Origin of the sequence: Aureimonas phyllosphaerae (assembly GCF_900113065.1) — a bacterium.
In the GTDB taxonomy this organism is placed as follows: Bacteria; Pseudomonadota; Alphaproteobacteria; order Rhizobiales; family Rhizobiaceae; genus Aureimonas; species Aureimonas phyllosphaerae.
The window spans coordinates 171277-194237 of the sequence record NZ_FOOA01000005.1 but is presented as its reverse complement, the minus strand read 5'-3'; the positions used below and the strand labels follow the sequence as shown (position 1 = coordinate 194237).

16 protein-coding genes are annotated in these 22961 nt (G+C 69.2%); 9 read left to right on the top strand and 7 right to left on the bottom strand.

Going from position 1 to position 22961, the window contains the following annotated elements:
- Window positions 1–437: 437 nt before the first annotated feature.
- Complete coding sequence (locus tag BM175_RS09215) at window positions 438–4205, bottom strand: AsmA family protein (RefSeq protein WP_090962251.1); 3768 nt, start codon at window positions 4203–4205, stop codon at window positions 438–440.
- Window positions 4206–4401: 196 nt separating this feature from the next.
- On the opposite strand from BM175_RS09215, the gene BM175_RS09210 reads away from it, so the two are divergent.
- Window positions 4402–7068, top strand: a complete 2667-nt coding sequence (locus tag BM175_RS09210; RefSeq protein ID WP_090962249.1) for an ATP-dependent helicase — start codon at window positions 4402–4404, stop codon at window positions 7066–7068.
- A gap of 371 nt (window positions 7069–7439) precedes the next feature.
- On the opposite strand, the gene BM175_RS09205 is transcribed toward BM175_RS09210, so the two are convergent.
- The 3 genes from BM175_RS09205 to BM175_RS09195 all read right to left on the bottom strand — a co-directional run bounded on the left by BM175_RS09205 (window position 7440) and on the right by BM175_RS09195 (window position 10171).
- Entirely contained in the window at window positions 7440–8006 is a 567-nt protein-coding gene (locus tag BM175_RS09205; protein ID WP_090962247.1) for a hypothetical protein, read from the bottom strand.
- Window positions 8003–8476, bottom strand: coding sequence for a hypothetical protein (locus BM175_RS09200; RefSeq protein WP_139224596.1), 474 nt, complete (start codon window positions 8474–8476; stop codon window positions 8003–8005). Before BM175_RS09200 ends, BM175_RS09205 begins: the two co-directional genes overlap by 4 nt.
- Window positions 8477–8650: 174 nt before the next feature.
- Window positions 8651–10171 carry a hypothetical protein gene (locus tag BM175_RS09195; RefSeq protein WP_090962244.1) on the bottom strand — a complete coding sequence of 507 codons (1521 nt, stop codon included), beginning with the start codon at window positions 10169–10171 and terminating at the stop codon, window positions 8651–8653.
- Between the two features lie 220 nt (window positions 10172–10391).
- On the opposite strand from BM175_RS09195, the gene BM175_RS09190 reads away from it, so the two are divergent.
- Entirely contained in the window at window positions 10392–10901 is a 510-nt protein-coding gene (locus BM175_RS09190) for a BA14K family protein (protein ID WP_244545938.1), read from the top strand.
- Between the two features lie 128 nt (window positions 10902–11029).
- A complete protein-coding gene (locus tag BM175_RS09185) occupies window positions 11030–11518 on the top strand; it encodes a BA14K family protein (protein WP_090962242.1) in 489 nt (162 codons plus the stop codon).
- 12 nt (window positions 11519–11530) lie between these two features.
- On the opposite strand, the gene BM175_RS09180 is transcribed toward BM175_RS09185, so the two are convergent.
- Window positions 11531–13354 (bottom strand): aminopeptidase P family protein, encoded by a 1824-nt coding sequence (locus BM175_RS09180; RefSeq protein ID WP_090962240.1) that lies wholly within the window; start codon window positions 13352–13354, stop codon window positions 11531–11533.
- Between the two features lie 194 nt (window positions 13355–13548).
- On the opposite strand from BM175_RS09180, the gene BM175_RS09175 reads away from it, so the two are divergent.
- Window positions 13549–15345 (top strand): acyl-CoA dehydrogenase C-terminal domain-containing protein, encoded by a 1797-nt coding sequence (locus BM175_RS09175; RefSeq protein WP_090962239.1) that lies wholly within the window; start codon window positions 13549–13551, stop codon window positions 15343–15345.
- Window positions 15346–15374: 29 nt separating this feature from the next.
- Window positions 15375–16583: an acetyl-CoA C-acetyltransferase gene (locus BM175_RS09170; RefSeq protein ID WP_090962237.1), complete on the top strand. Its 1209-nt coding sequence runs from the start codon at window positions 15375–15377 to the stop codon at window positions 16581–16583.
- 26 nt (window positions 16584–16609) lie between these two features.
- Here the strand turns inward: BM175_RS09170 and BM175_RS09165 are convergent, their stop codons facing one another.
- The gene (locus tag BM175_RS09165; RefSeq protein ID WP_090962236.1) at window positions 16610–17395 is read right to left on the bottom strand and encodes an EAL domain-containing protein; all 786 of its coding nucleotides are present in this window, start codon (window positions 17393–17395) and stop codon (window positions 16610–16612) included.
- 142 nt (window positions 17396–17537) lie between these two features.
- On the opposite strand from BM175_RS09165, the gene BM175_RS09160 reads away from it, so the two are divergent.
- Window positions 17538–19739, top strand: coding sequence for an FAD-dependent oxidoreductase (locus tag BM175_RS09160; protein ID WP_090962234.1), 2202 nt, complete (start codon window positions 17538–17540; stop codon window positions 19737–19739).
- Window positions 19740–19761: 22 nt separating this feature from the next.
- Here BM175_RS09160 and BM175_RS09155 read toward each other — a convergent pair whose 3' ends face one another.
- Complete coding sequence (locus BM175_RS09155; RefSeq protein ID WP_090962232.1) at window positions 19762–20793, bottom strand: YihY/virulence factor BrkB family protein; 1032 nt, start codon at window positions 20791–20793, stop codon at window positions 19762–19764.
- Between the two features lie 309 nt (window positions 20794–21102).
- Here BM175_RS09155 and BM175_RS09150 point away from each other — a divergent pair, with 309 nt between their 5' ends.
- The 3 genes from BM175_RS09150 (at window position 21103) to BM175_RS09140 (ending at window position 22956) form a co-directional block, all read left to right on the top strand.
- The gene (locus BM175_RS09150) at window positions 21103–21747 is read left to right on the top strand and encodes a S24 family peptidase (RefSeq protein WP_090962230.1); all 645 of its coding nucleotides are present in this window, start codon (window positions 21103–21105) and stop codon (window positions 21745–21747) included.
- Window positions 21748–21833: 86 nt separating this feature from the next.
- Window positions 21834–22046: a dodecin gene (locus tag BM175_RS09145; RefSeq protein WP_090962228.1), complete on the top strand. Its 213-nt coding sequence runs from the start codon at window positions 21834–21836 to the stop codon at window positions 22044–22046.
- An 82-nt stretch (window positions 22047–22128) separates the two neighbouring features.
- The gene (locus tag BM175_RS09140; protein WP_090962226.1) at window positions 22129–22956 is read left to right on the top strand and encodes a phosphogluconate dehydrogenase C-terminal domain-containing protein; all 828 of its coding nucleotides are present in this window, start codon (window positions 22129–22131) and stop codon (window positions 22954–22956) included.
- Window positions 22957–22961 lie beyond the last annotated feature (5 nt).

Here is a 22961-nt window from a genome sequence, read left to right as displayed (position 1 = left end):
CCGAGCCGATCCGGCCGACGTTTCGGACGGGCTCGAAGGTGTTTCGATCGGTCCACCCCAATCGAAGGCGGCACTCGATCCTCCCGCCACAGAGACTCATGGGTCAACTCGGGGCACGGGCGACGGCCGCAGGGGTGCGCAGTCTCCAAGTCTCCTGAACGAGAGCACCCCGAATGCGGCGTTTGACCCTGCGCTTGACGAGAGTGGCATGCTGTGGACCGCTGGCCGCTTCTCGATGACCCGTGATTGGAAGGCGGCTCGCGATAGCCCGCGACTCAAGCCTCCAATGAAACCTCGTGGAGGTCGGCTTTCCGGATCTTCGGTTTCATGGCGTCGTCGCCGATGCTCGTCCATGCGCTGCATGGGCCGCGCTCGGCCGCCTCGCACTGAACCCAGATCCCTCGCCAACCCTCCGCCCGGAGGCTCTGTTGGACGCACTAAAAGCCGTTCGGGTTCGAGACGCCCGGTAGGCCGCCGAAACCTGCAGCAGGCGGTGCGGCGGGCGTCGGTAGCGGCTGCAGTTCGAAGTCGGATGGCGGGGGACGGGACGGAGCGGTCGGAAGCGTTTCCCTTGCGGCCTGCGCCGCGGCGGCCCGGGCGGCCTCCTCCCGGACGGCGGCCTCACGGGCCGCTTCCGCGCGTCGTGCCGCCTCAGCCTCGGCCTCCCGGCGCGCCGTCTCCTCGCGCTCGCGCGCCGCTCGCTCCGCCTCCTGCCGCGCCGCCTCTTCGCGGGCGGCCGCCTCGCGCGCCTCGCGCTCCCGGCGCAACGTCTCCCGCACCGCCTGGCGCTCGCGATAGACCCGCGCCTCGCGCCGCAGCCGGACCGTCTCCCGCAGGTCGTCCTCGATCGCCTCGATCCGCTCCTCCTCGCGCCGCGCACCGAGGGCCGAGAGATAAGTCGCAAGCGGCCGGACGTTCAGCTCGACGGTCGGCTCGCGCCACGAACCGGCGATGCGATAGCCGACGCTGGGCGACGCGTCCGCGACCGCGTCGTCGGCGGGCGGAACGAGGCTGAGCACGAGAGCGGCGTCGACCTGACCCGAGCGCATCTCGAACGACGCCGTGCCATCCAGCGCGGCCCCCTCGAAGGCCCGGCGGAGCGGGGCGGTGCGCAGCGTTCCCGCCCCCAGGGTCCAGTCGGCGGCAAGCGTTCCCAACGGGGCGACGGCCCCGTCGGACAAGCGGGCGACCAGCGCGGCGACCGCCGGCTCGCCGGTCTCGAACCCGTCCGCCTCCGACGCCTCGAGGACGGGCGGCAGAAGGTCCGGCCGCACGCCGGCAAGTCGCGCCTCCTCGACCGTGAGGCGACCGCGCCCGTCGAGCGAGGCGAGAAGCGAGGGCCAGGTCTCGCCGCCGCCCGAAACCTCACCCGACACGTCGAGCCGACCGGAGAAGGTGCCGTTCGCGGTTTCGATCGGTTGGTCGCCGAGCCGCATGTCGAGCCGGGCGGACAGGATACCGGCGGCGTTCCGGACCTCGCCGGCCCCTGTCAGCCGGCCGCCGGCACCGGTCTCGGCCGCAAGTCCCGAGACGGCCAGCCGCGCGCCGTCGCCGGCGATCTCGGCGGCCACGCGCGAGAGCGACAGACCGAGCCCATCCGCACGACTGGCGGTGAGAGCGATCTGGAAGGCGCGTGCCGGCAGAAGCGGCGCCGCGAAAGTCACGGGCGTGCCGGCGCCGGGCTCCGTGGCATCCGCCAGATCGACGCCGGTGACGAGCGTCCCGAGCCAGTCGAGCGAGAGGGCCGACAGGGCGAGCGTGCCGGTGACGGGGGCACCCATCGGGGCGCTGAAGGTTCCGGCGACCGCCGCCCCGTCGATCGTTCCGTCGAGCCCGTCGAGGGTCCAGCTCCCGTTGGCCCATGACAGCCGCGCCGTCCCGGACGCCGGCAGGCCGTCCAGCGGCTGGCCGTAGGCCAGGCCGAGTCGCGTCGCCCAAGGGGCCGCATCCTCGCTCGCAAGACGCAGCGACAGATCGGCTGCCTGCAGGCCGTCGGCGCCGATCGTCGCGGTGCCGTCGGCCGAGGTTTCGGTGCCGGACGAGCTGAGGGTCAGCGACACGTCGGCGGCGGCGCCGGGCATGCCGGAGGCCGTGAGCTTCGCCTCGAGCGGCACCGTCCCGCCGATCGGCAGCGGCGACAGGCCGGCCTGCGCGAGGAGAACGTCGGCATCCGCCTGGGCAAGCGACAGGTCGAGGCCGAAGCGCCCGTTGCGCTCCGCCGCGGCCAGACCGTTCTCGATCGCCAGCCGCAACGCGACATCGGTGCCGGCCGCGCTCCCCGTCAGGTCGAGCGCGAGATCGTCGCGGTTGGTGCCTTGCGAGGTCGCGGTTCCGCCGAGCGACAGCGGACCGAGCGTTGCCGCGCGGCGCGACAGCGTTTCGGCGAGCGGGCTGTCCGGCAGACGACGGCGCAGGAACTCGGCAAGGCGAGACGGATCTTCGGCGGATACCTCGAGGCTGAGATCGGGGCGCAGCGTTCCGAACGGATCGAGGAGCGTGCCTTCGAGATGGATGTCGGCGCCCGCGAAATCGCGCGCGTCGAAGCCCGCGATGTCCACGAGCCCGCGATCGAGCGAGAAGTCGGCATCGAGCCCGGCTGCCTGGAAGTTGCCGAAGCGCGAGGCACCCAACGAGAACTGCACCTCGAACCGCTCACCCTCGCCTGATGCCCCGTCCCTCAAGGCCAGCATCCGGGCGAGCGCAGCCAGAGGCTCGAGATCGACGCCATCGCCCGTCAAGTCAACCGCCGTGTTGCGGCCCTCCGGCCGGACGGCGCGGCGGATCGAACCCTTCAGGCTCTGGCCGTCGAGATCGATCTCCAGCTTGTCGAAGCGCTGGTCGGTCGGCGTCAGCTCGACGTCGGCGGAAAAGCCCGCCCGCTGAAGGCGCGCGAGCGCCGGGTCGGAAACGCCGGCCGCCCAGCCGAGGAAGGCCGCCGGCTGGCGCGCAGCGACGAGCAGGTCGCCCCGGAAGCCGGGCTCGTCGTCGGTGCGCAGGACACCCGAGGCCTGCACCAGCGTGCGGCCGGGAAGCTCGGCCGAGAGCGACTGGAGAGACCAGCCCTCGGTGGCCGGCGAGCCGGCCAGCGAGACGTTGCGGATCGTGGTGTCGCCGACGGTCACCAGCGGCAGGGCGAGGCGCACGCGCCCCGGCATTCGCGGCGTCGGCAGCCGCGCGAGGGCCGCGCGCAGAGCCTCGATCCGGGCCGCCAGTCCCGGCGCCTCGCCGCTGGGGGCGGCGGGCGGCGCGATGCGGTCGACGTCGATCGCCTGACCGTCGAGTTGCAGGTCGAAGCGCGGGATCGACCCGACATCGATCAGCGCCGAGCCGGTCGCGACATAGGGCTGCTGCGGATCGCCGACCTCGGCCCGCAAATCGGTCGCCCGAAGCGAGGTCGGCGTGACGTCGAGCCGGGCGGTCATGCGCGAGGGCGGCAGGATCGCCGGCGGCTTGCCGTCACGGCTCGCCGCCGGATCGATCGGGCTCGAAACGCTGAGCGTGCCGCCGGCCAGGGGCTCGCCGTCGATCGTGGAGACGATCGCATCGAAGGCGGCGCGCGTGTCGAGGCGCTGCGAATCGATCGTCAGGCGGGCAGCAAGCCGCCCCTCCCCTGCCCCCGTGCCGGTCGAAAGCGAAACGGCCAGGGGCTCGCCGTCGGCAAGCAGCGTCGCGCTGCCGGCGAAGGGCCCACGCAGCGACTGCGCCGAGAGGATGCCGTTGACGTCGGTCAGCGCGATGCGGCGCCCCGAACGGCGGTCGGCGAGAAGCGCCGAACCGTCGGCCACCACGATCCGCTCCAGCACCACCGTTTCCTCAGGCGGGGCGGCCCCGGGTCCGACCGGCCAGCGGATCGTGCCGTCGGCCTCGACAGGGATGCTGAGCGCCGGGCCATCGATCTGCATGTCGAAGATGCGGATCTCGCCCGACAGGTAGGGCGCCAGTTCGGCGTCCATGCGGAAGGCGCGCGCCGTCAGCACCGGGTCGGCCGGATCGTCGCCCACCACGACGTCGGTGAATGACAGGGACGGGAACGGCAGGAGCCGGGCCGAGGCCGTGCCTCGCACCTCGACGCGTTGCCCGAGAATGCGCGACGCCTCGGCCTCGAAGCTCGCGCGGTAGCTCGTCCAGTCGATGAAGGAGGGGCCGACGAGAAGCGCGAGGAGGACGACCACGAGAAGGCCGCCCAGCGCGATGAAGAGCTTCATGCGTCATGCCTCCTTCCCGCAGGCGCGCGTCCGGCCGCCCGAGCGGCGGCATCCGTCCTCGTTCTTGCGGCATAAGTCGCGGAAAGAGCAAGGCGGCCGGCGCCACAGACAAGGGGAAAGGCAACGGCGCGGGGTGGGACCTCCGTCTCGACCATGTTCCCCTAGTGTTCCCCGCGAAATCGATTAAGTAGGGGCGATGGACGAGACACGTGATCCGAACGCCGCCCCCGCTGGCCGGCCGAAGGGCGGCATCGCCGCGCGCGCGCTGGCCGCACGCGGCGGCCCGGTCGCGCCGAACGCGGCCGACTACCTTTCGGGGCTGAACCCGGAGCAGCGGGCCGCGGTCGAGACGACCGAGGGCCCGGTGCTGGTCCTGGCGGGCGCGGGCACCGGCAAGACGCGCGTCCTGACGACCCGCATCGCCCATATCCTGGCGACCCGCCGCGCCTTTCCGTCGCAGATCCTCGCGGTGACCTTCACCAACAAGGCCGCGCGCGAGATGAAGACGCGAATCGGTCATCTCGTCGGCGGCGAGGTGGAGGGCATGCCGTGGCTTGGCACGTTCCACTCGATCGGCGTCAAGATCCTGCGCCGCCATGCCGAGCTGGTGGGGCTCAAGTCGAACTTCACCATCCTCGACACCGACGACCAGATCCGTCTGATTAAGCAGCTGATCCAGGCCGAGAACCTCGACGACAAGCGCTGGCCGGCACGCACCTTCGCCAACCTGATGGACGGCTGGAAGAACAAGGGCCTGACGCCGGACAAGATCCCGGAAGGCGACGCGCGCGCCTTTGCCAACGGCAAGGGGCGCGAGCTCTACCGCGCCTACCAAGACCGCCTCGTCAGCCTCAACGCGGCCGATTTCGGCGACCTCCTGATGCATCCGATCGCGATCTTCCAGAACCATCCGGACGTGCTCGCCGACTACCACAAGCGCTTCCGCTACATCCTCGTCGACGAGTATCAGGACACCAACGTCGCGCAGTATCTCTGGCTGCGCCTTCTCGCCCAGCATTCCGCCGTGCGCGCCGAGGCGGGGCAGGACAAGGTGAACGTCTGCTGCGTCGGCGACGACGACCAGTCGATCTACGGCTGGCGCGGCGCGGAGGTCGACAACATCCTGCGCTTCGAGCGCGACTTTCCCGGCGCGACCGTGATCCGGCTGGAGCGCAACTACCGCTCCACCGAGCATATCCTCGGAGCGGCCGCCGGCCTCATCGCCAACAACGAGGACCGCCTCGGCAAGACGCTCTTCACGGACCTGCGCGATCCCGAGCACGAGAAGGTGACGGTCAACGCCGGCTGGGACTCGGAAGAGGAAGCGCGCGCGATCGGGGAGGAGATCGAGCAGCTCCAGCGCAAGGGCGTCAAGCTCAACGACATGGCGATCCTGGTGCGCGCGTCGTTCCAGATGCGCGAGTTCGAGGACCGCTTCGTCACGCTCGGCCTGAACTACCGCGTCATCGGCGGCCCGCGCTTCTACGAGCGGCAGGAGATCCGCGACGCGCTGGCCTATTTCCGCTGCGTCTGCCAGCCGGCCGACGACCTCGCCTTCGAGCGCATCGTCAATACGCCCAAGCGCGGCCTCGGCGATGCCGCGATCCGCCTCCTGCATGACTATGCCCGCGCCAAGGGCCTGCCGCTCATCGCGGCGGCGGCCGACATCGTGCAAGGGGACGAGTTGAAGCCGCGCCCGCGCGCCGCGCTGGCCGACGTCGTGCGCAACTTCGAGCGCTGGTCGGGCCTCCTGTCCACCATGCGCCACACCGACCTCGGCGAGATGATCCTCGACGAGTCCGGCTATACCGAGATGTGGCAGGCCGACCGCTCGGCCGAGGCGCCGGGCCGGCTGGAGAACCTGAAGGAACTCATCCGCTCCATGGACGACTACGAGAGCCTGCCGGGCTTTCTGGAGCATATCGCCCTCGTCATGGACGCCGAGCAGAACGCCGAGACCGACGCCGTCTCGATCATGACGCTGCACTCAGCCAAGGGGCTGGAGTTCGAGACCGTGTTCCTGCCGGGCTGGGAGGAGGGTCTCTTCCCGCACCAGCGCTCGCTCGACGAGGGCGGGCGCTCGGGTCTGGAGGAGGAGCGGCGCCTCGCCTATGTCGGCATCACGCGCGGCAAGCGGCGGGTGAAGATCTGGTTCGTCTCCAACCGCCGCATCCACGGCATGTGGCAGTCGACGATCCCGTCGCGCTTCCTCGACGAACTGCCCGAGGAGCATGTCGAGGTGATGGAAGCCTCCGCCTCCTATGGCGGGTACGGGGCCGGCGGCATGGGCGGCTACGGCGCCTCGCGCTGGGACGGCAACGCCTTCTCGACCTCATCCTACGGCACGCCCGGCTGGCGTCGGGCGCAGGCGTCGGGCGGGGTGGGCGGCTATGCCGGCGGGCGCGGCCGCGCGATCGAATACGGCGAGAGCGGCGTGTCGGGCTCGGACGCGCGCTCGCGCGCGGCGGCGACCGCCGACAAGTACATCGCGCGCGACGGCGCCGGCGGGCGGTCGTCCGGCGGGTTCGAGGAGGCGCCGGCGAACGGGCCCGACCGGTCGGGCTTTGCGGGGCGCCTCACCGACCCGTTTTCCGCCAACCGCTCGCGCGGCGCCAATCAGCCACCACGAAAGGGCGGCGGGCTCTACTCCTCGGCGCGTGCGGGCGGCCCGCGCGAGATCGAGGGCACCCTCGTCGCCAAGTCGGTGGCCGACGAGCCGAGCCGGTTCTCGGTCGGCGACCGCGTGTTCCACATCAAGTTCGGCGGGGGCACGGTGGCGCTCGTCGAGGGCAACAAGCTGACGGTGGACTTCGACCGGGCCGGCCAGAAGCGGGTGCTCGAAGGGTTCGTGGAACCGGCCTGAGCGCGACCCGCCTCAAGGCGTTCACGCCCCGGGATTTCGGTTCGATCGAGAAGAACGGACGCTCTGCATTCGGCGCAGTTAACTTCTCAGCGGTCGCCTCCGCCCAGATCGCCTCGCTCCGCTTCCGGAATGGCCGAAACCGTCGGCGACCCGAGCATGGGAAGCGTGCGCGCCGACCCCTGTCGTCGCTGCCTCGACACGCGGGCAAGTATCGCGCTTGAGGGAAACCGCGCGCTTACCGCATCAGGACGCGCGATCGACGGTTCCGCGCCTGCCGCCCGAGACGATCATCGGGCTTGGATTCAAAGAAGGGCGAGACGCCAGCGCCCCGCCCTTCCCGTCTGAATCTTGGATCGCCTCAGGCCTGTCGATCAGGACACGCCGGCCAGAAGCTCGTGCACCCGTCGCAAATAGGCTTCCGTCTGCCGGCACTTGGCCTCGGCCTCCAGCGCGCGCTGCTCGGCACGCTTGGCGCGCATGTCGGCTTCCCACTCGTGGTACTCGGCATCGCGCAACGCCGTCTCGGCGGTGACGACCCGCTCCTCGGACTGGCGCAACCGCTCCTCGAGCGACTGAATATGCGTCTGGAGGCGGTGCTGGTCCTCGGCCGAACGGTCGGCGAGCGCCTTGGACTGCTTTTCCAGCTGTACGAAACGCTTCTCGTAGGCGCGGATCGTCGCGGCCGTGCGCTCCACGAGGGTGAGCGTGCGCGTCCAGTCGGTCGGCGACGGCTCGATGGTCAGGTGACCAACGGCCAGCGCAACGGCGTGGGCCGGCGAGGCGTCCGTCGGCTTCGCCTCCGGCTGGGCCGCCTCGGGCGCCCCCGTCTCGTTCGCCGGGTAGAGCGTCGTCACCTCGGCCCCGCGCGCCCCGTCCGACTGCACCATGACCTCGGCCTCAAGCTCGGGGAAGGAGGCGGGCTCGCGAACCGCGCTCATTCGTCGATACCAAGACGCCCGCTGGCGAGCGCGGCGCGCAGTTCTGCCTCGGCGCTGTCTTCGCTCGACAGCACCTGCCCGAAGCTGCCGACGATCGTGTCGTGCATCTTGGCGAGCCAGGTCTCCGCCTCGGCGGCCCGCGCTTCGGCGAGACGCACGCGCGCCTCGGTCTCGGCCAGCCGCACCTCGGCCTCGTCGAGCTGCTCCTGCAGCGAGCGGATCTCCTCGCTCGCCCGCTCGGCATCGAGGCGGTGCTCGATCTCCATCTCGGTCGCCCGCTCGTCGCGGATGCGGATCGCCTCGCTCGCCTCGCGCACGAGATCGAGCGCCGCCGACCAGTCGCGCGCGGCGCCCGACCGGTCGTTGTTGGAGACCAGGACGAAACCGCCGTCCGTGCGGCCGGAGCCCGCATGCTCCGAGACGCTCTGACGAAGGCTCACTCCGATCTCTTCGCTTGCACTGTTGGCCATCATGCCGATCCTTTGCCGCCGCTCACGCATCGCCGCCGAGGGCTCTCCCCGAACCTTCGACCATTTCGCCGCATCCCATCAATAGGTTGCGGTGCATTTCCTTCCGGCCGCAGGCCGCGGGTCGCTCGAAACGGGTCCTCGCCCGGCTCGATGAGACCCATGGCCGCCCGACCTTCAGTCGCCCTTCTCGGGCATCATGAACGGTCGCACGTTGGAGGAGGTTTCGCCACCGTGCCCGTCGTGCAGCCCGTCGCCCATCAGCCCGGCATCGCCCGAACGCGAGCGCGTCGCCCGCTTCAGCGTCTCGTTCTGCCGCTGCAGCGCCGTGCGGTTCTCGCGCGCGATGTCGAGCGCGCCCTGCGCCAGCGTGCGCTCGGCCTTCTCGGTCTGCAGTTCCTCGATGAGGCGGCGGTTCGCGGCCTCGAGCGTCTGGCGCTCCTGCTCGAAGCGCAAGGTCAGCGCCTCGACCCGGTCCGACAGGTTGTTGGCGCGGGTCGTCACGCCCTCCAGCGCCGCGTCCTTGGCCGCCAGCGCCTTCACCAGCATGTCGGCGCGCGCCTCGAGCTCCATCCGGCCCTTCTGCGCGTCCTGGAGCTGCGTCAGAAGACGCGAAGCTTCCGTCTTGCTGGCTTCCAGGCGCCGGTCGAAGGTCGTGCGCTCGGCGATCGCCTCCTTGTTGGCGCGCTCGGCGGCGCGCATCGCTTCCTCGCGCTCGCGCAACTGGCCGCGCACCTGCGCGAGGATCTGGTCCGTCGCCATCAGGCGGGCCGAGAGGGCCTCGATCTTCATCGCCGCGCTGGAGCGCTCGGTCTTCATGGCCGCCAACTCGGCCTCGAGCTGCGCCACGGCGCGCTGGCGACCGGCCTGCTCGGCCGCGATATGGGATTCCTGCAGGGCGATCGTCTGGAGATGCGCCTCGACCTGTGTCGACAGCTCGTCCATGCGCGAGCCGGCCGAGACGAGTTCGGCCGCCTGCTCTTCGGCGAGATTCTGGAAGCGGCGGTTCTCTTGCTCCAGGATCTGGCGACGCTCGGACACTTCGGCGAGCATGCGCTCGGCGTCGGCGAGCGCCTGGTCGGACACCTGCGCCTCGGCCCGCAGGGTCTTCACCTCCAGCGCCAGCGACTGGTTCTGCTCGACCTCGGCGAGCAGCTGCCGCTCCAGCGCATTGGCATGCGTCGTCTTCTCGCGCAGCGTCAGGCGCTGCTCGTCGAACGCGGTCTCCTGCTCGCGCATGAGGTTTTCGAGGCGCGTCGCGCGCGCCACCGCGGTCGAGAGCTCGCTGGACGCCGTAGAATAGCGGCCGAGAAGCGAATCCACCTCGCGCCGCAGCGCCTGTCCGCTTTCCATCTCCTGCTGCAGCAAGGCTTCAAGCTCGAGGATGCGCGACTTGGACCGCGGCAGTTCCTCGGCGATCGTCTCGATCGGCCCGATGAGCTGTGAGAAGTCGTCGGTGAGAGAGCGCAGGTCGCCGAGCCGCTCGGCCATCTCGCCGATGCGCACCTTCAGCATCTCGTTGCGCTGGCCGATGCTGTCGAGCGGCGGTACGAAACCGGCATGGGTGTTGGAGGACGCGGGTGCGGATGCGCGAGGGGCCACGGGATCCATCACCTTTCCGAAGTCGGGGCGCTCGGTGGCGTTCTCGCTCGGGCGCTGGCCGTCACGCCGAAAGAAGAACGACAGCGGTGAGCTCATCCCTATCGACTCCCTTTCGATCCGATCACCGGCAGGTCTTGCCGGGCCCGTGCATCCGAAGCAACATGATTTACGAAATATTAATCAATTTTTCCAGATGAGTGCGGGCCGGTCACACCGCGACATCGACGCCATCCTCCGCCGTCCGGCCCCGTTCAGGAACCGTTCAGTCGCGAACCAGTTAATGCGCATGATCCCCATGTATTTTCGGAGGAATTCCATGCGCATTCCGAAATGGCTGGCCGGACGCACCCTGGCCGTCGCCCTAGCGCTGACGATGGTTCCCGCCGCCCTGCCCTCCACCACGCCGCTGATCGGCATTTCCAGCGCCAAGGCCGACCCCTACTACCGCTACGGCCCGCATTACGGGCCCGGCGGCTTCCGCGGCGCCGGCTGGGGCGGTCCGCGCTACTATGGCGGCCGCGGCTACTACGGTGGTCCACGCTACTACGGCGGTCGCGGCTACGGCTACGGTCATCGCGGTTATCGTCATGGCGGCGGGGGCGCGCTTGCCGGCGCGATCGTCGGCCTCGGCGTCGGTGCGGCGATCGCCAGCGCGGCCCAGCCCCGCTACGTCGAACGAGCCCCGCGCTACTATGCGGCGCCCGCCTATCGCGCCGAGCCCTGGACACGCGAGTGGTATCGCTACTGCTCGCAGCGCTACCGGTCCTTCGACCCCCGCTCGGGCACCTTCCAGCCCTACAATGGCCCGCGTCAGTTCTGCCGCTGACGGGTCCGTCCAAGGTCCAAGACATCTCGCGGCCGTCCGATCATCGGGCGGCCGTTTCGCGTTCGGGAACCAACGCCCCTCTTTCCGCCTTCCGGCTCAACGGGTCGGTGGGTTTCGAGGAGGATGACATGATGGGCTGGCGTCAGGCGGCGATACTGGTGCTGGGGGCGGCCGCGAGCCTCGCCTCGGCAACCCTGCCTGCATCCGCTTGGGAATATGTCGGGCTCGATCCCTACAACCGCCCGGTCTACGCGCCGTCCGGCCCGGTCCCGACGGTTCCGCTGGCCGTCTCGCCGCCGGTCTACCAGCGTAAGTCCGGGGCCTTCGGCGGGCCGCAGGTCGCGGGCCCCCTCTACTATGCCCATCCCGCACCGCCGGTCCCCGGCCTGTATCGCGACAACCCGGCCCTTTCGGCCGGGTCGATCCTCGCCTTCGATCTCGACGCCGCGCTCGCGGACGCCGAGGCCCCGCGCAGCGTGACCGTGGTCCGGCGCGGCGCGACGCCCGCCCCCTTCACCGGTCCCTGGTATCGCTATTGCGAGACGCGCTATCGCTCGTTCGATCCCGAGAGCGGGACCTACCAGCCGTCCTCCGGCCCCCGCCGCCTCTGCCGCTAGCGGGTCGCCCGCTTACGCCAGCGGACGCGTCGCCACCTCCAGCCACGCACGCGCCTCATCGTCGAGGCGCGGGCCGATCTTTTCGCGCACGTCGCCGTGATACGCGTCGAGCCAGGCGCGCTCCTCGGCATCCAGATGCTCGACGGCGATCATCCGCCGGTCGATCGGCGCGAAGGTCAGCGTCTCGAACGCATGGGTATCGAGATCGGCGCCGGCGATGCGTTCGGCCGGCAGCACCAGGATGAGGTTCTCGATGCGGATGCCGAAGGCGCCCTCGCGGTAGTAGCCCGGCTCGTTGGAGACGATCATCCCCTCCTCCAGGACGGCCATGCCGCGCTTGGAGATCGACTGCGGCCCCTCGTGGACGGCGAGATACGAGCCGATGCCGTGGCCGGTGCCGTGGGCGTAGTCGCAGCCGGCACGCCAGAGCGCGACGCGCGCCAAGGGGTCGAGATCGACGCCGCGCGTGCCGACGGGAAAGCGCGCACGGCTGACCGCGATCATGCCCTTCAGGACCAGCGTGAACTTGTGCCGCGCCTCCTCGCTTACCTCGCCGATCGCCACCGTTCGGGTAATGTCGGTGGTGCCGTCTTGGTACTGCGCGCCGGAATCGATCAGAAACACCTCGCCGGCGGCCAGAACGCGGTTCGACTGGCGGTTCACCCGGTAGTGCGGCAGCGCGGCGTTGGGGCCGGCGGCCGAGATCGTGTCGAAGGACAGATCCCGCAGGGGCTGCCCGTCCGCTTCACTGAGCCGCGTGCGGAAGCCCTCCAGCGCCTTGGCCGCGCCGATCTCGTCGAGGCTGCCGGGCGCCTGCGCGTCGAGCCAGGCTAGAAAGGCCGAGACCGCCGCACCGTCGCGCAGGTGCGCACGGCGCGAGCCCTCGATCTCCACCGCGTTCTTGCGCGCGCGCGGCAGGCGCGCGGGATCGGTGCCGGAGACCACGGTCCCGCCGGCGGCCTCCACGACCTCCCGCAGCCGGTCGGCGGTGAGCGCCGGATCCAGCATGACGCGGCGACCGTCGGCGATCTCGCCCAGTGCGGCCTCCAGCGCCTCGGGCGCGGCGATGTCGGCGAGCGGGGCGAGAGCCTCCATCGCGTCCGCCCCCAGCTTGTCGCGGTCGATAAAGAGCGTTGCGCGCCCCTCGCGCGGGATCAGCGCGAAGGACAGGGGCAGCGGCGTGTGCGGCACGTCGGAGCCGCGGATGTTGAAGGTCCAGGCGACGGACGACGGGTCGGTGAGAACGGTGGCGTCGGCATCGGCCTTCCGAAGCGCGTCGCGGATCTGCCCGAGCTTCTCCTCGCCCGATCGGCCGGCGAGCGCCTGCGGGTGGGCCGAGACTGCGCCCTTCGGCGGCTCCGGCCGATCCTGCCAGACACGATCGAGCGGATTGTGGCGAAGGGCGACGAGTTCGCCGCCGGCCTCGCCCATGGCGGTGCGGAGGGCCGCCACCTCCCCGACCGTGTGGAGCCACGGGTCGATGCCGATCCGCAGCCCCTTGGCGTGCTCGCGCAGATAGGTCCCGAGCGGTGTGTCGACCGAGCTTTCGATGGCGAACACGGCAGCGTCCACTTGCGCGCGCACCTGCACCGTGTAGCGCCCGTCGACGAAGATCGCGGCGCCGTCCGGCAGCACCAGCGCGGTGCCCGCCGAACCCGTGAAACCGGTGATCCAGCGCAGGCGGTCGGCGGAGGCCGGAATGTACTCGCCCTGATGCTCGTCGGCGCGCGGCACCACGAACCCGTCGACACCGGCCTCCCGCAGGCTCGCCCGCAGGCGCTCGACGCGCGAGGCGCTCTGGCTGGAATCGGACACCTCGTCGAAGCTCTGGAACATGGAACCGGCCCTTCTTTGCATTGTCGCCTTTCTCTGTTTCAGTCTCGGCCGGCGATCTCAAGACCCGATCCACCATCGGCTGGAATGGTCGGGTCGGCGCCGGGGTGGCCCGCTTGATCGGAGGCCCGAACAGGAGTAGAGATCGCCCAGTGACGTTTACGCAAACGTCAAAGTTTGACGCTGGGAGTTCCGTCATGCCGGTCTATCAGGCCCCCGTCGCCGATACGCTCTTCGTCCTCAACGACATCCTCGGCTGGGAACGCCACGGCAACCTGCCGGGCTTTGCGGATGCGACGCCCGACGTCGTGGAAGCGATCCTCGGCGAGGCCGGCAAGTTCGCGACCGACATCTTCCTGCCGCTCAACCAGGTCGGCGACCGCGAGGGCTGCCACCGCGCGACCGATGCCTCGGTGACGACGCCGAAGGGCTTCAAGGAAGCCTACAACCAGTTCCGCGAGGCCGGCTGGGGCGGCCTGTCGGCGAGCCCCGAATATGGCGGCCAGGGCCTGCCGCACACGCTGGCGGCCGCCGTCAACGAGTTCCTGTCTTCGGCCAACATGGCCTTCGCCATGTATCCGGGCCTGACGCGCGGCGCGATCGCGGCGATCGAGAGCCACGGCTCGGACGAGCAGAAGGCGCTCTACCTGCCCAAGATGGTGGACGGCATCTGGACCGGCACCATGAACCTCACCGAGCCGCATTGCGGCACGGATCTCGGCCTCCTGCGCACCCGCGCGGTGCCGCAGGGCGACGGCACCTATAAGATCTCCGGCCAGAAGATCTTCATCTCGGCCGGCGAGCACGACCTGTCGGAGAACATCGTCCACCTCGTTCTCGCCCGCATCGAGGGCGCGCCGGAGGGCGTGAAGGGCATCTCGCTCTTCATCGTGCCGAAGTTCCTGCCGGACGAGGCGGGCAACCCGGGCGCGCGCAACGGCGTCTCCTGCGGCTCGCTGGAAGAAAAGATGGGCATCCACGGCAACGCGACCTGCGTCATGAACTACGACGGGGCGACGGGCTGGCTGGTCGGCGAGGCGCACAAGGGCCTGCGCGCCATGTTCACGATGATGAACGAGGCGCGGCTCGGCGTCGGCGTGCAGGGGCTCGCGATCTCCGAGATCGCCTACCAGAATGCCGTCGCCTATGCCCGCGACCGCCTGCAGGGCCGCGCGCTCGCCGGCTCCAAGCACGGCGAGAAGGCCGCCGATCCGATCATCGTCCACCCCGACGTGCGCCGCATGCTGATGACGATCCGCGCCGTCAACGAGGCGGGCCGCGCGCTGATCCTCTGGACGGCGTTGCGGGGCGACCTGTCGCACCGCGCCGAGGACGCCAAGGTGCGCGAGGCGTCCGACGACTGGATGGGCCTCCTCACCCCGGTCATCAAGGGCGTCCTCACCGACAAGGGCTTCGAGAACGCCGTCATGGCGCAGCAGGTCTACGGCGGCCACGGATACGTGCGCGAATGGGGCATGGAGCAGTTCGTGCGCGACGCGCGCATCGCCCAGATCTACGAGGGCGCCAACGGCATCCAGGCGCTCGACCTCGTCGGGCGCAAGCTGGCGCTGAACGGCGGCCGGGCGATCCAGGCCTTCTTCAAGGAAGTCGGCGCCTTCTGCGAGGAGCACCGCTCGACGGAAGCGATGGCCCCCTTCACCAAGTCGCTGAAGAAGGGGCTCAACGACCTCCAGTCGGCCACGATGTGGCTGATGACCAACGCCATGGCCAAGCCCGACAACGCGGGCGCCGCCTCCACCGACTACATGCATCTCTTCGGGCTCGTCGCGCTCGGCTACATGTGGGGCCGCATGGCGCATGCCGCGCAGGAAAAGCTGGCGTCGGGGGCCGGCGACGATACATCGTTCCTCGAGAACAAGCTCGTCACGGCGCGCTTCTACATGGACCGTCTGATGCCCGAGACGGCCGCCCACCTCGCCCGCATCTCGTCGGGCGCCGCTTCGATGATGGCGCTCGACACCGACGCCTTCTGATCCGGCCGCACAGGAAAGACGAAGATCTCATGACCGACGCTTTCATCTACGACCACGTGCGCACGCCGCGCGGCCGCGGCAAGAAGGACGGATCGCTGCACGAGGTGCCGGCCGTGCGCCTCGGTGCCAAGGTCCTCGAGGCTCTGCGCGACCGCAACGGGCTCGACACGTCCGAAGTCGACGACATCATCTTCGGCTGCGTCGATCCGGTGGGCGAAGCCGGCTCGGTGATCCCGAAGGCGTCGGCCTTCGAGGCGGACTACGCCTTCGCCGCCCCCGGCATGCAGATCTCGCGCTTCTGCGCCTCCGGGCTCGACGCGGTGAACCTCGGAGCGGCCAAGATCGCGGCGGGCTCGGACGAACTCGTGATCGCGGGCGGCGTCGAATCCATGTCGCGCGTCGGCATGGGCATGTCGGGCGGCGCGTGGATCATGGACCCCTCGGTCGGCATCCCCGCCTATTTCATGCCGCAGGGCGTCTCGGCCGACCTCATCGCCACGAAGTACGGCTTCAGCCGGGACGACGTCGACGCCTATGCCGTGGAATCGCAGAAGCGCGCGGCGAAAGCCTGGGACGAAGGCCGCTTCCAGCGCTCCGTGATCCCGGTGAGGGACCAGAACGGGCTTCTCATCCTCGACCGCGACGAGCACATGCGCCCCTCGACCGACATGCAGTCGCTCGGCTCGCTCAACGCCTCCTTCGCGATGATGGGCGAGATGGGCGGCTATGACGCCGTCGCGATCCAGGCGCATCCGGACATCGAGGCGGTCAACCACGTCCACCATGCCGGCAACTCGTCGGGCATCGTGGACGGGGCGGCCGCCGTCCTCCTCGGCTCCAGGGCGGGCGGCGAGACGCTGGGCCTGAAGCCGCGCGCACGCATCCGCGCCTTCGCCTCGATCGGCTCCGACCCGGCGCTGATGCTGACCGGGCCGGTGGACGTGACGGAAAAGCTCCTGAGGCGCTCCGGCATGTCGCTGGCGGATATCGACCTCTTCGAGCTGAACGAGGCGTTTGCGGCGGTCGTGCTGCGCTACCTCCAGGCCTTCGAGATCGATCCGGCGATGATGAACGTCAACGGCGGCGCGATCGCCATGGGGCATCCGCTCGGTGCGACTGGTGCGATGATCCTCGGCACGGTGCTCGACGAACTGGAGCGCCAGGACAAACAGACGGCGCTCGTCACCTTGTGCATCGGCGCCGGCATGGGCACGGCGACGATCATCGAGCGCGTGTGATGCGCGCGGCGGCGCGTGCCCGGCGGTCAGGCGACGCGGCTGCGGTCCGCCCGGTGGGTGGCGCGCACCGACATGTCGATCGGCGGCAGGGTCTCGAAGGCGGGCTTGGCGAACCAGTAGCCCTGGAACAGCGTGATGCCGGCCGCCTTCAGCACGGTGAACTCGTCCTCGGTCTCGACGCCCTCGGCGAGCACCTGGATACCGAGCTCGCGCGCGGCGGTCGAAATCGTCGCCAGGATGATCTGGCGCGGACGGCTGACCTCGATGCCGCGGATCAGCTTCATGTCGAGCTTGATGAGGTCGGGCTGGAAATCGGCCAGAAGCGTCAGGCCGGCATAGCCGGCGCCGAAGTCGTCGAGCGCCGTGATGAAGCCCTGGCGCCGGTATTCGGTCAGGATGTTCTGGAGATGGCCGGTGTCGACGATCTCCTCGTTCTCGGTGAACTCGAACATCAGCGACTCGAGCGGAAAGTCGTGGCGGCGCGCGGCGATCAGCGTCGCGCGCAGGCAGGCCGCCGGCTCGTAGACCGCGTTGGGCAGGAAGTTGATCGACAGGCGCGTGTTCTGCCCACGCGGAAAGAGACGGGCGGCCAGTTCCAGCGCCTTGACGCGACAGGCTTGGTCGAACCGGTAGCGCTGCTCGTCGGACACCTGGGAGAGGATCGCGTAGGCCCCCTCGCCCGCCGTTCCCCGGATCAGCGCCTCGTAGCCCCACACACGCGACGCCGCGATGTCGAAGATCGGCTGGAAGGCCATCGAGAAGTCGAAGTCGAGCGGCTTGCCCGAGCGGCACCCTTCGCAGTCCGTCGCCATGATGAAGATTCCATCGCCCCTTTGATGGACCGATTCTACTCCGAGGGTCTTTGAAAACCCTGAAGATCAAGGGCTTCTAAGAGCCCGGCTACACATTTCCGCAGGCCTTTGGCGCCGCGGATCGAGGATTTGGGAGACACGCATGGATCTTCGCAACTTTACCGTCGAGACCGACGCGGACGGCTTGGCCCTCGTCACCTGGGACATGCCGGACCGCTCGATGAACGTCTTCACCGAAGAGGTGCTGCGCGAGATCGAGACGCTGGTCGACGCCTTCGCGGCCGACGCTTCCGTGAAGGGCGTAGTGCTGGCCTCCGGCAAGACGGGCACCTTCACCGGCGGCGCCGACCTCAACATGCTCGGCGCCATGTTCGCCGCCTTCGACGCGAAGCGGAAGAGCGACCCGCAGGGCGCCGTCGCCGAACTCTTCGAGCGTTGCGGCGAGATGGGCCGGATCTGGCGCAAGCTGGAAACGTCGGGCAAGCCCTATGTCTGCGCGATCAACGGCACCTGCATGGGCGGCGGCTTCGAGCTGGCGCTCGCCTGCCACGGGCGCGTCGCCGCCCAGAGTGCGAAGATGGGCCTGCCGGAAGTGAAGGTCGGCATCTTCCCCGGCGCCGGGGGCACGCAGCGCGTGCCGCGCCTCGCGGATACGCAAAGCGCGCTCCAGATGCTCTTGAAGGGCGAGACGCTGACCGCCGCGAAGGCCAAGAGCATCAAGCTGATCGACGAGATCGTGCCCGACGATCAGCTGATCGACGCCGCCAAGGCCATGCTGAAGGCGGGCCTCAAGCCGGTGAAGGCCTGGGATGAGAAGGGCTTCAAGCTGCCGTCCGGCCCGGTCTACTCGCCGGCCGGCGCGCAGGTCTGGCCCGCTGTCGCCTCGCTCTATCGCAAGGAAACCGCCGACAACTATCCCGGCGCCCGCGCCATCGTGAAATGCGTCTACGAGGGCCTCTTGGTTCCGATCGACGTGGGCCTGCGGATCGAGCAGCGCTACTTCACCGAGGTCCTGCAAACCACCGAAGCGGCGATGATGATCCGCTCGCTGTTCGTCTCGATGCAGGCGCTGAACAAGGGCGCGCGCCGCCCGGCCCGCGTGCCGGAGCAGGCGATCGCTAAGGTCGGCGTCATCGGCGCCGGCTTCATGGGCGCGGGCATCGCCTATGTCGCGGCCAAGGCCGGCATCGAGGTGGTGCTGGTCGACCAGACCCAAGCCGCCGCCGACAAGGGCAAGGCCCATTCGGCAAGCCTCATGGAAGGGCTCGTCAAGAAGGGCCGGGCCAAGCCCGACGAAGCGGAGGCGCTTCTCGCCCGGATCCAGGCCACGCCCGACTACGCCGCGCTCGCCGACGCCGACCTCGTGATCGAGGCCGTGTTCGAGGACCGCGACGTCAAGGCCGAGGTCTCGCGGCGCGTGGCCGAGGTTCTGAAGCCGCAGGCGATCTTCGCCTCCAACACCTCGACACTGCCGATCACGAGCCTGGCGGAAGCCTTCCCCGACGCCTCGCGCTTCGTCGGCATCCATTTCTTCTCGCCGGTCGACAAGATGATGCTGACCGAGGTGATCCTCGGCAAGGAGACGGGCGACCAGGCGCTCGCCGTCGCGCTCGACTTCGTGCGCGCGATCAAGAAGACGCCGATCGTCGTCAATGACACGCGCGGTTTCTTCGCCAATCGCTGCGTGCTCCGCTACATGACGGAGGCCTACGACATGCTGGTCGAGGGCGTGCCGCCGGTGATGATCGAGAACGCCGCGAAGTTCGCCGGCATGCCGGTGGGCCCCCTCGCGCTCAACGACGAGACGGCGGTCGACCTCTCCCAGAAGATCATGAAGGCGACGATCCGCGACATGGGCGAAGGTTCGATCGACCCACGCCACTTCGCCCTCGTCAACGAGATGGTGGACGAGGAGGGCCGACTCGGCCGCAAGGCCGGCAAGGGCTTCTACGACTATCCCGCCAAGCCGGCCAAGAAGCACATCTGGCCGGGGCTGAAGGACAAGTTCCCGCAGCAGAAGGCCGATGAGGTCGATTTCGAGGAGCTGAAGGAGCGCTTCCTCGTGACCATGGCTCTCGAGGCGGCCCGGACCGTCGAGGAAGGCGTCGTCACCGATCCGCGCGAGGCGGATGTCGGCTCGATCCTCGGGTTCGGCTTCGCGCCCTATACCGGCGGGACGCTGAGCTACATCGACGGGATGGGCGTCGAGGCCTTCGTGGCGCTGTGCGAAAAGCTTGCCGCCAAGCATGGCGAGCGCTTCCGTCCGACGCCGCTCCTGAAGGAGATGGCCGCGCGCGGCGAGAGCTTCTACTCGCGCTTCGCCCCGGCCAAGGCCGCGGCGTAATCTCAGAGAACCGCCGAGGGGGTCACGCCCCCTCGCGCTTCTCCCGCGCCAGGGAGCGGCCGATCGTGTCGGCGACGCGCGCGCCCCGCTCGCCGAGCGGCTTGTCGGGGGCGTCGGTCGTGTCCATCGCGGTCTGGTGTTCCATCTCGGCGTTCACCTCGGCGCCGACGATGAAGATGATCGACGAGATCCAAACCCACATCATGAAGCCGATCGCCGCGCCGAGCGAACCGTAGGTCACCGAGTAGTTGGCGAAGGACCGCAGGTACCAGGAGAAGCCGATCGAGGCGGCGAGCCAGACCGACGCCGTCAGGAGAGCGCCGAAGAAGACCCAGCTCCACCGCGCCCGGTTGCGGCTCGGCCCGTAGCGGTAGATCATGCTGATCGCCCCGACGATCACCACGAACACCACCGGCCAGCGCGCGGCGGCGACGAGCTCGTCGGTGTAGCTCTGCGCACCGACGATCGCCATCACGGCCGGCACCACGCCGACCGACACGAAGAGGATGGTGGCAATGAAGAAGGCGCCGATCGTGAAGCAGAAGGCGACCGCGTTGAGCTTCAGGAACGAGCGCTGCTCGTGCTCGCCGTAGGCGACGTTCATCGCTTCGAACAGCGTCTTGATGCCGTTGTTGGCGCTCCAGAGCGAGAACAGAAGGCCCGTCACGAAACTCAAGGAGAGCGAAGCCGGGTCACGCGAGACGAGGCTTTCGAGCTGCGAGGTGAGGATGTCGGTGCCCGCCTGCGGCAGGAAGCGACCGATGAAGGCGATGTGGTCGGCGATCGTGGTCGGGTTGGCGACGATGCCGTAGAAGGAAACGAAGACGGCGAAGGCGGGAAACAGCGCCAGAAGAAGATAGAAGGTCGCCCCCGCCGCGATCAGCATCACGCGGTCTTCGAAGAACGAGTAGTACAGCCGGCCGATGATATCCTTCCAGCCGGCCCACGGGATGCCGAACGGACCCGTCGCATCGCGCCCGCGACCCGGCTCACTGGCGCGTCGGCGCGTTTCCTCCGTCGTATTGGGCGCGAAGCGGAAGCCGATCGAACTCATTCAAACCTTCACCGCGTAACAGCGACGCGAACCCGCAGTCGGCCGGGCGCCTGCCACGATTCACCCGGAGAAACGCCGCATTCGGGCGAACAGTTCCTTCTCCCGGTGGAAAGATCGAACGCGCGGGCCTCGGCCCAAGATCGACCTAGGCGGTGGAAAACCTCGAATTCTCGTCGCCCGTGCCGCTGATTTGCGCCGCAAGTTGTCGACAGGGGCGGAGCGGCATCCTAGACAGATTGTGACGAGGACTATATTCCTTGGAACGGTGGCCGGACCGGGTCGCCCCTCCCGCAACGAGAGGTTTGCCGCATGCTGTCGCACGACAGGATCTGGGCCGCGATCGACGGCCTCGCCGCCCGGCTGAAGATGTCGCCGTCGGGTCTTGCGCGCAAGGCGGGCCTCGATCCGACGACCTTCAACAAGTCCAAGCGCAACGCGCCGGACGGGCGTCCGCGCTGGCCCTCCACCGAATCGATCGCCAAGGTTCTGGAGGCGACCGGCACGAGTTCGGAGAGCTTCTTCGCCGGCCCAGAGGCGAGCCTGCGATCGATCCGCCCGGTTCCGCCGCCGCGAAGTTCCGTCCCGCTGCTGGGCAGCGCGGAAGCCGGCGCGGGCGGCTATTTCGACGATGCGGGCTTTCCCGCCGGCCAGGGCTGGGAGGAAGTCGAACTGCCTGGGGCAGACGATTCGCTCTATGCGCTCGAAGTGTCGGGGCAGTCGATGATGCCGCTCTACCGCGACGGCGACATCGTGGTGGTGAAGCCCGGCGCCCCGGTGCGGCGCGGCGACCGCGTGGTGGTGCGCACCAAGGGCGGCGAGGTCATGGTGAAGGTGCTCCAGCGCCAGACGGCGCGCACCATCGAGCTCGCCTCTGTGAATCCCGAGTTTCCCGACCGCCAGTTCCCGCTCGCCGAGATCGAGTGGATCGCACGCATCCTCTGGGTCAGCCAGTAGCGCGGCGCCCTTTGCGCCGCCCCGCGCGCGCCTAGAAAGAAGGGGACGCTCGCCTGCCCGAGCGACTTGGCCTTCGGAGGACCCACGTGTCGGAACACACCTACAAGATCATCGAAGTCGTCGGCTCGTCGCCCGAATCGGTCGAGAAGGCGATCGAGAACGCCATCGCCGACGCCGCGAAGTCGGTGCGCAACATCCGCTGGTTCGAGGTGACCGAGACGCGCGGCCATGTCGAGGACGGCCGGGTGGCCCATTACCAGGTCGGCTTGAAGATCGGCTTCACGCTCGAGGATGCCTGACCACAGAGATACTCGTCATACCAGTTGACGAGTTCTCGGCGTTATGCGACGCCATGGGGGTTCCAACATGCGGGGTTCCTCCATGACATCGATTGCCCTGTTCGGGGCCGGCGGAAAGATGGGCACGCGCCTTGCCGGCAATCTCAAGGGCTCGCGCTTCGACGTGCGCCACGTCGAGCGCTTGGACGCGGGCCGCGAGCGGCTGCGGACCCAACTCGGCGTCACCTGCGTCGACGAGGACCAGGCGCTCGACGGTGCCGAGGTCGTGGTGCTGGCGGTGCCCGATACCCTGATCGGCCGCGTCCTGTCCGGCATCGAGACGAAGCTCAAACCCGGCACGATGGTGATGATCCTCGACGCCGCGGCGCCGTTTGCCGGCCATCTGCCCGAGCGTGCCGACCTCACCTACTTCGTCACCCATCCCTGCCACCCGCCGATCTTCAACGACGAGACCGAACAGGCGGCCAAGCGCGACTTCTTCGGCGGCGTCGCAGCCAAGCAGCACATCGTCTCGGCGCTGATGCAGGGGCCGGACGAGGCCTATGCGCTCGGCGAGGAAATCGCCAAGGTGATCTGGGCCCCGGTCATGCGCTCGCACCGCATCACGGTGGAGCAGATGGCGCTTCTGGAGCCGGGCCTCTCCGAGACTGTGACGGCGAGCCTTCTCGTCGTCATGCGCGAGGCGATGGACGAAGTCGTCCGCCGCGGCGTGCCGAAGGAGGCCGCCCGCGACTTCCTGCTCGGGCACATGAACGTGCTGGGCGCCGTGATCTTCGAGGAAACGCCGGGCGTCTTCTCCGACGCCTGCAACAAGGCGATCGAGTTCGGCAAGCCGGCCCTGATGCGCGACGACTGGAAGCGCGTCTTCGAGCCGGACGAGCTGATGGCCTCCATCCGCCGCATCACCTGACCCAA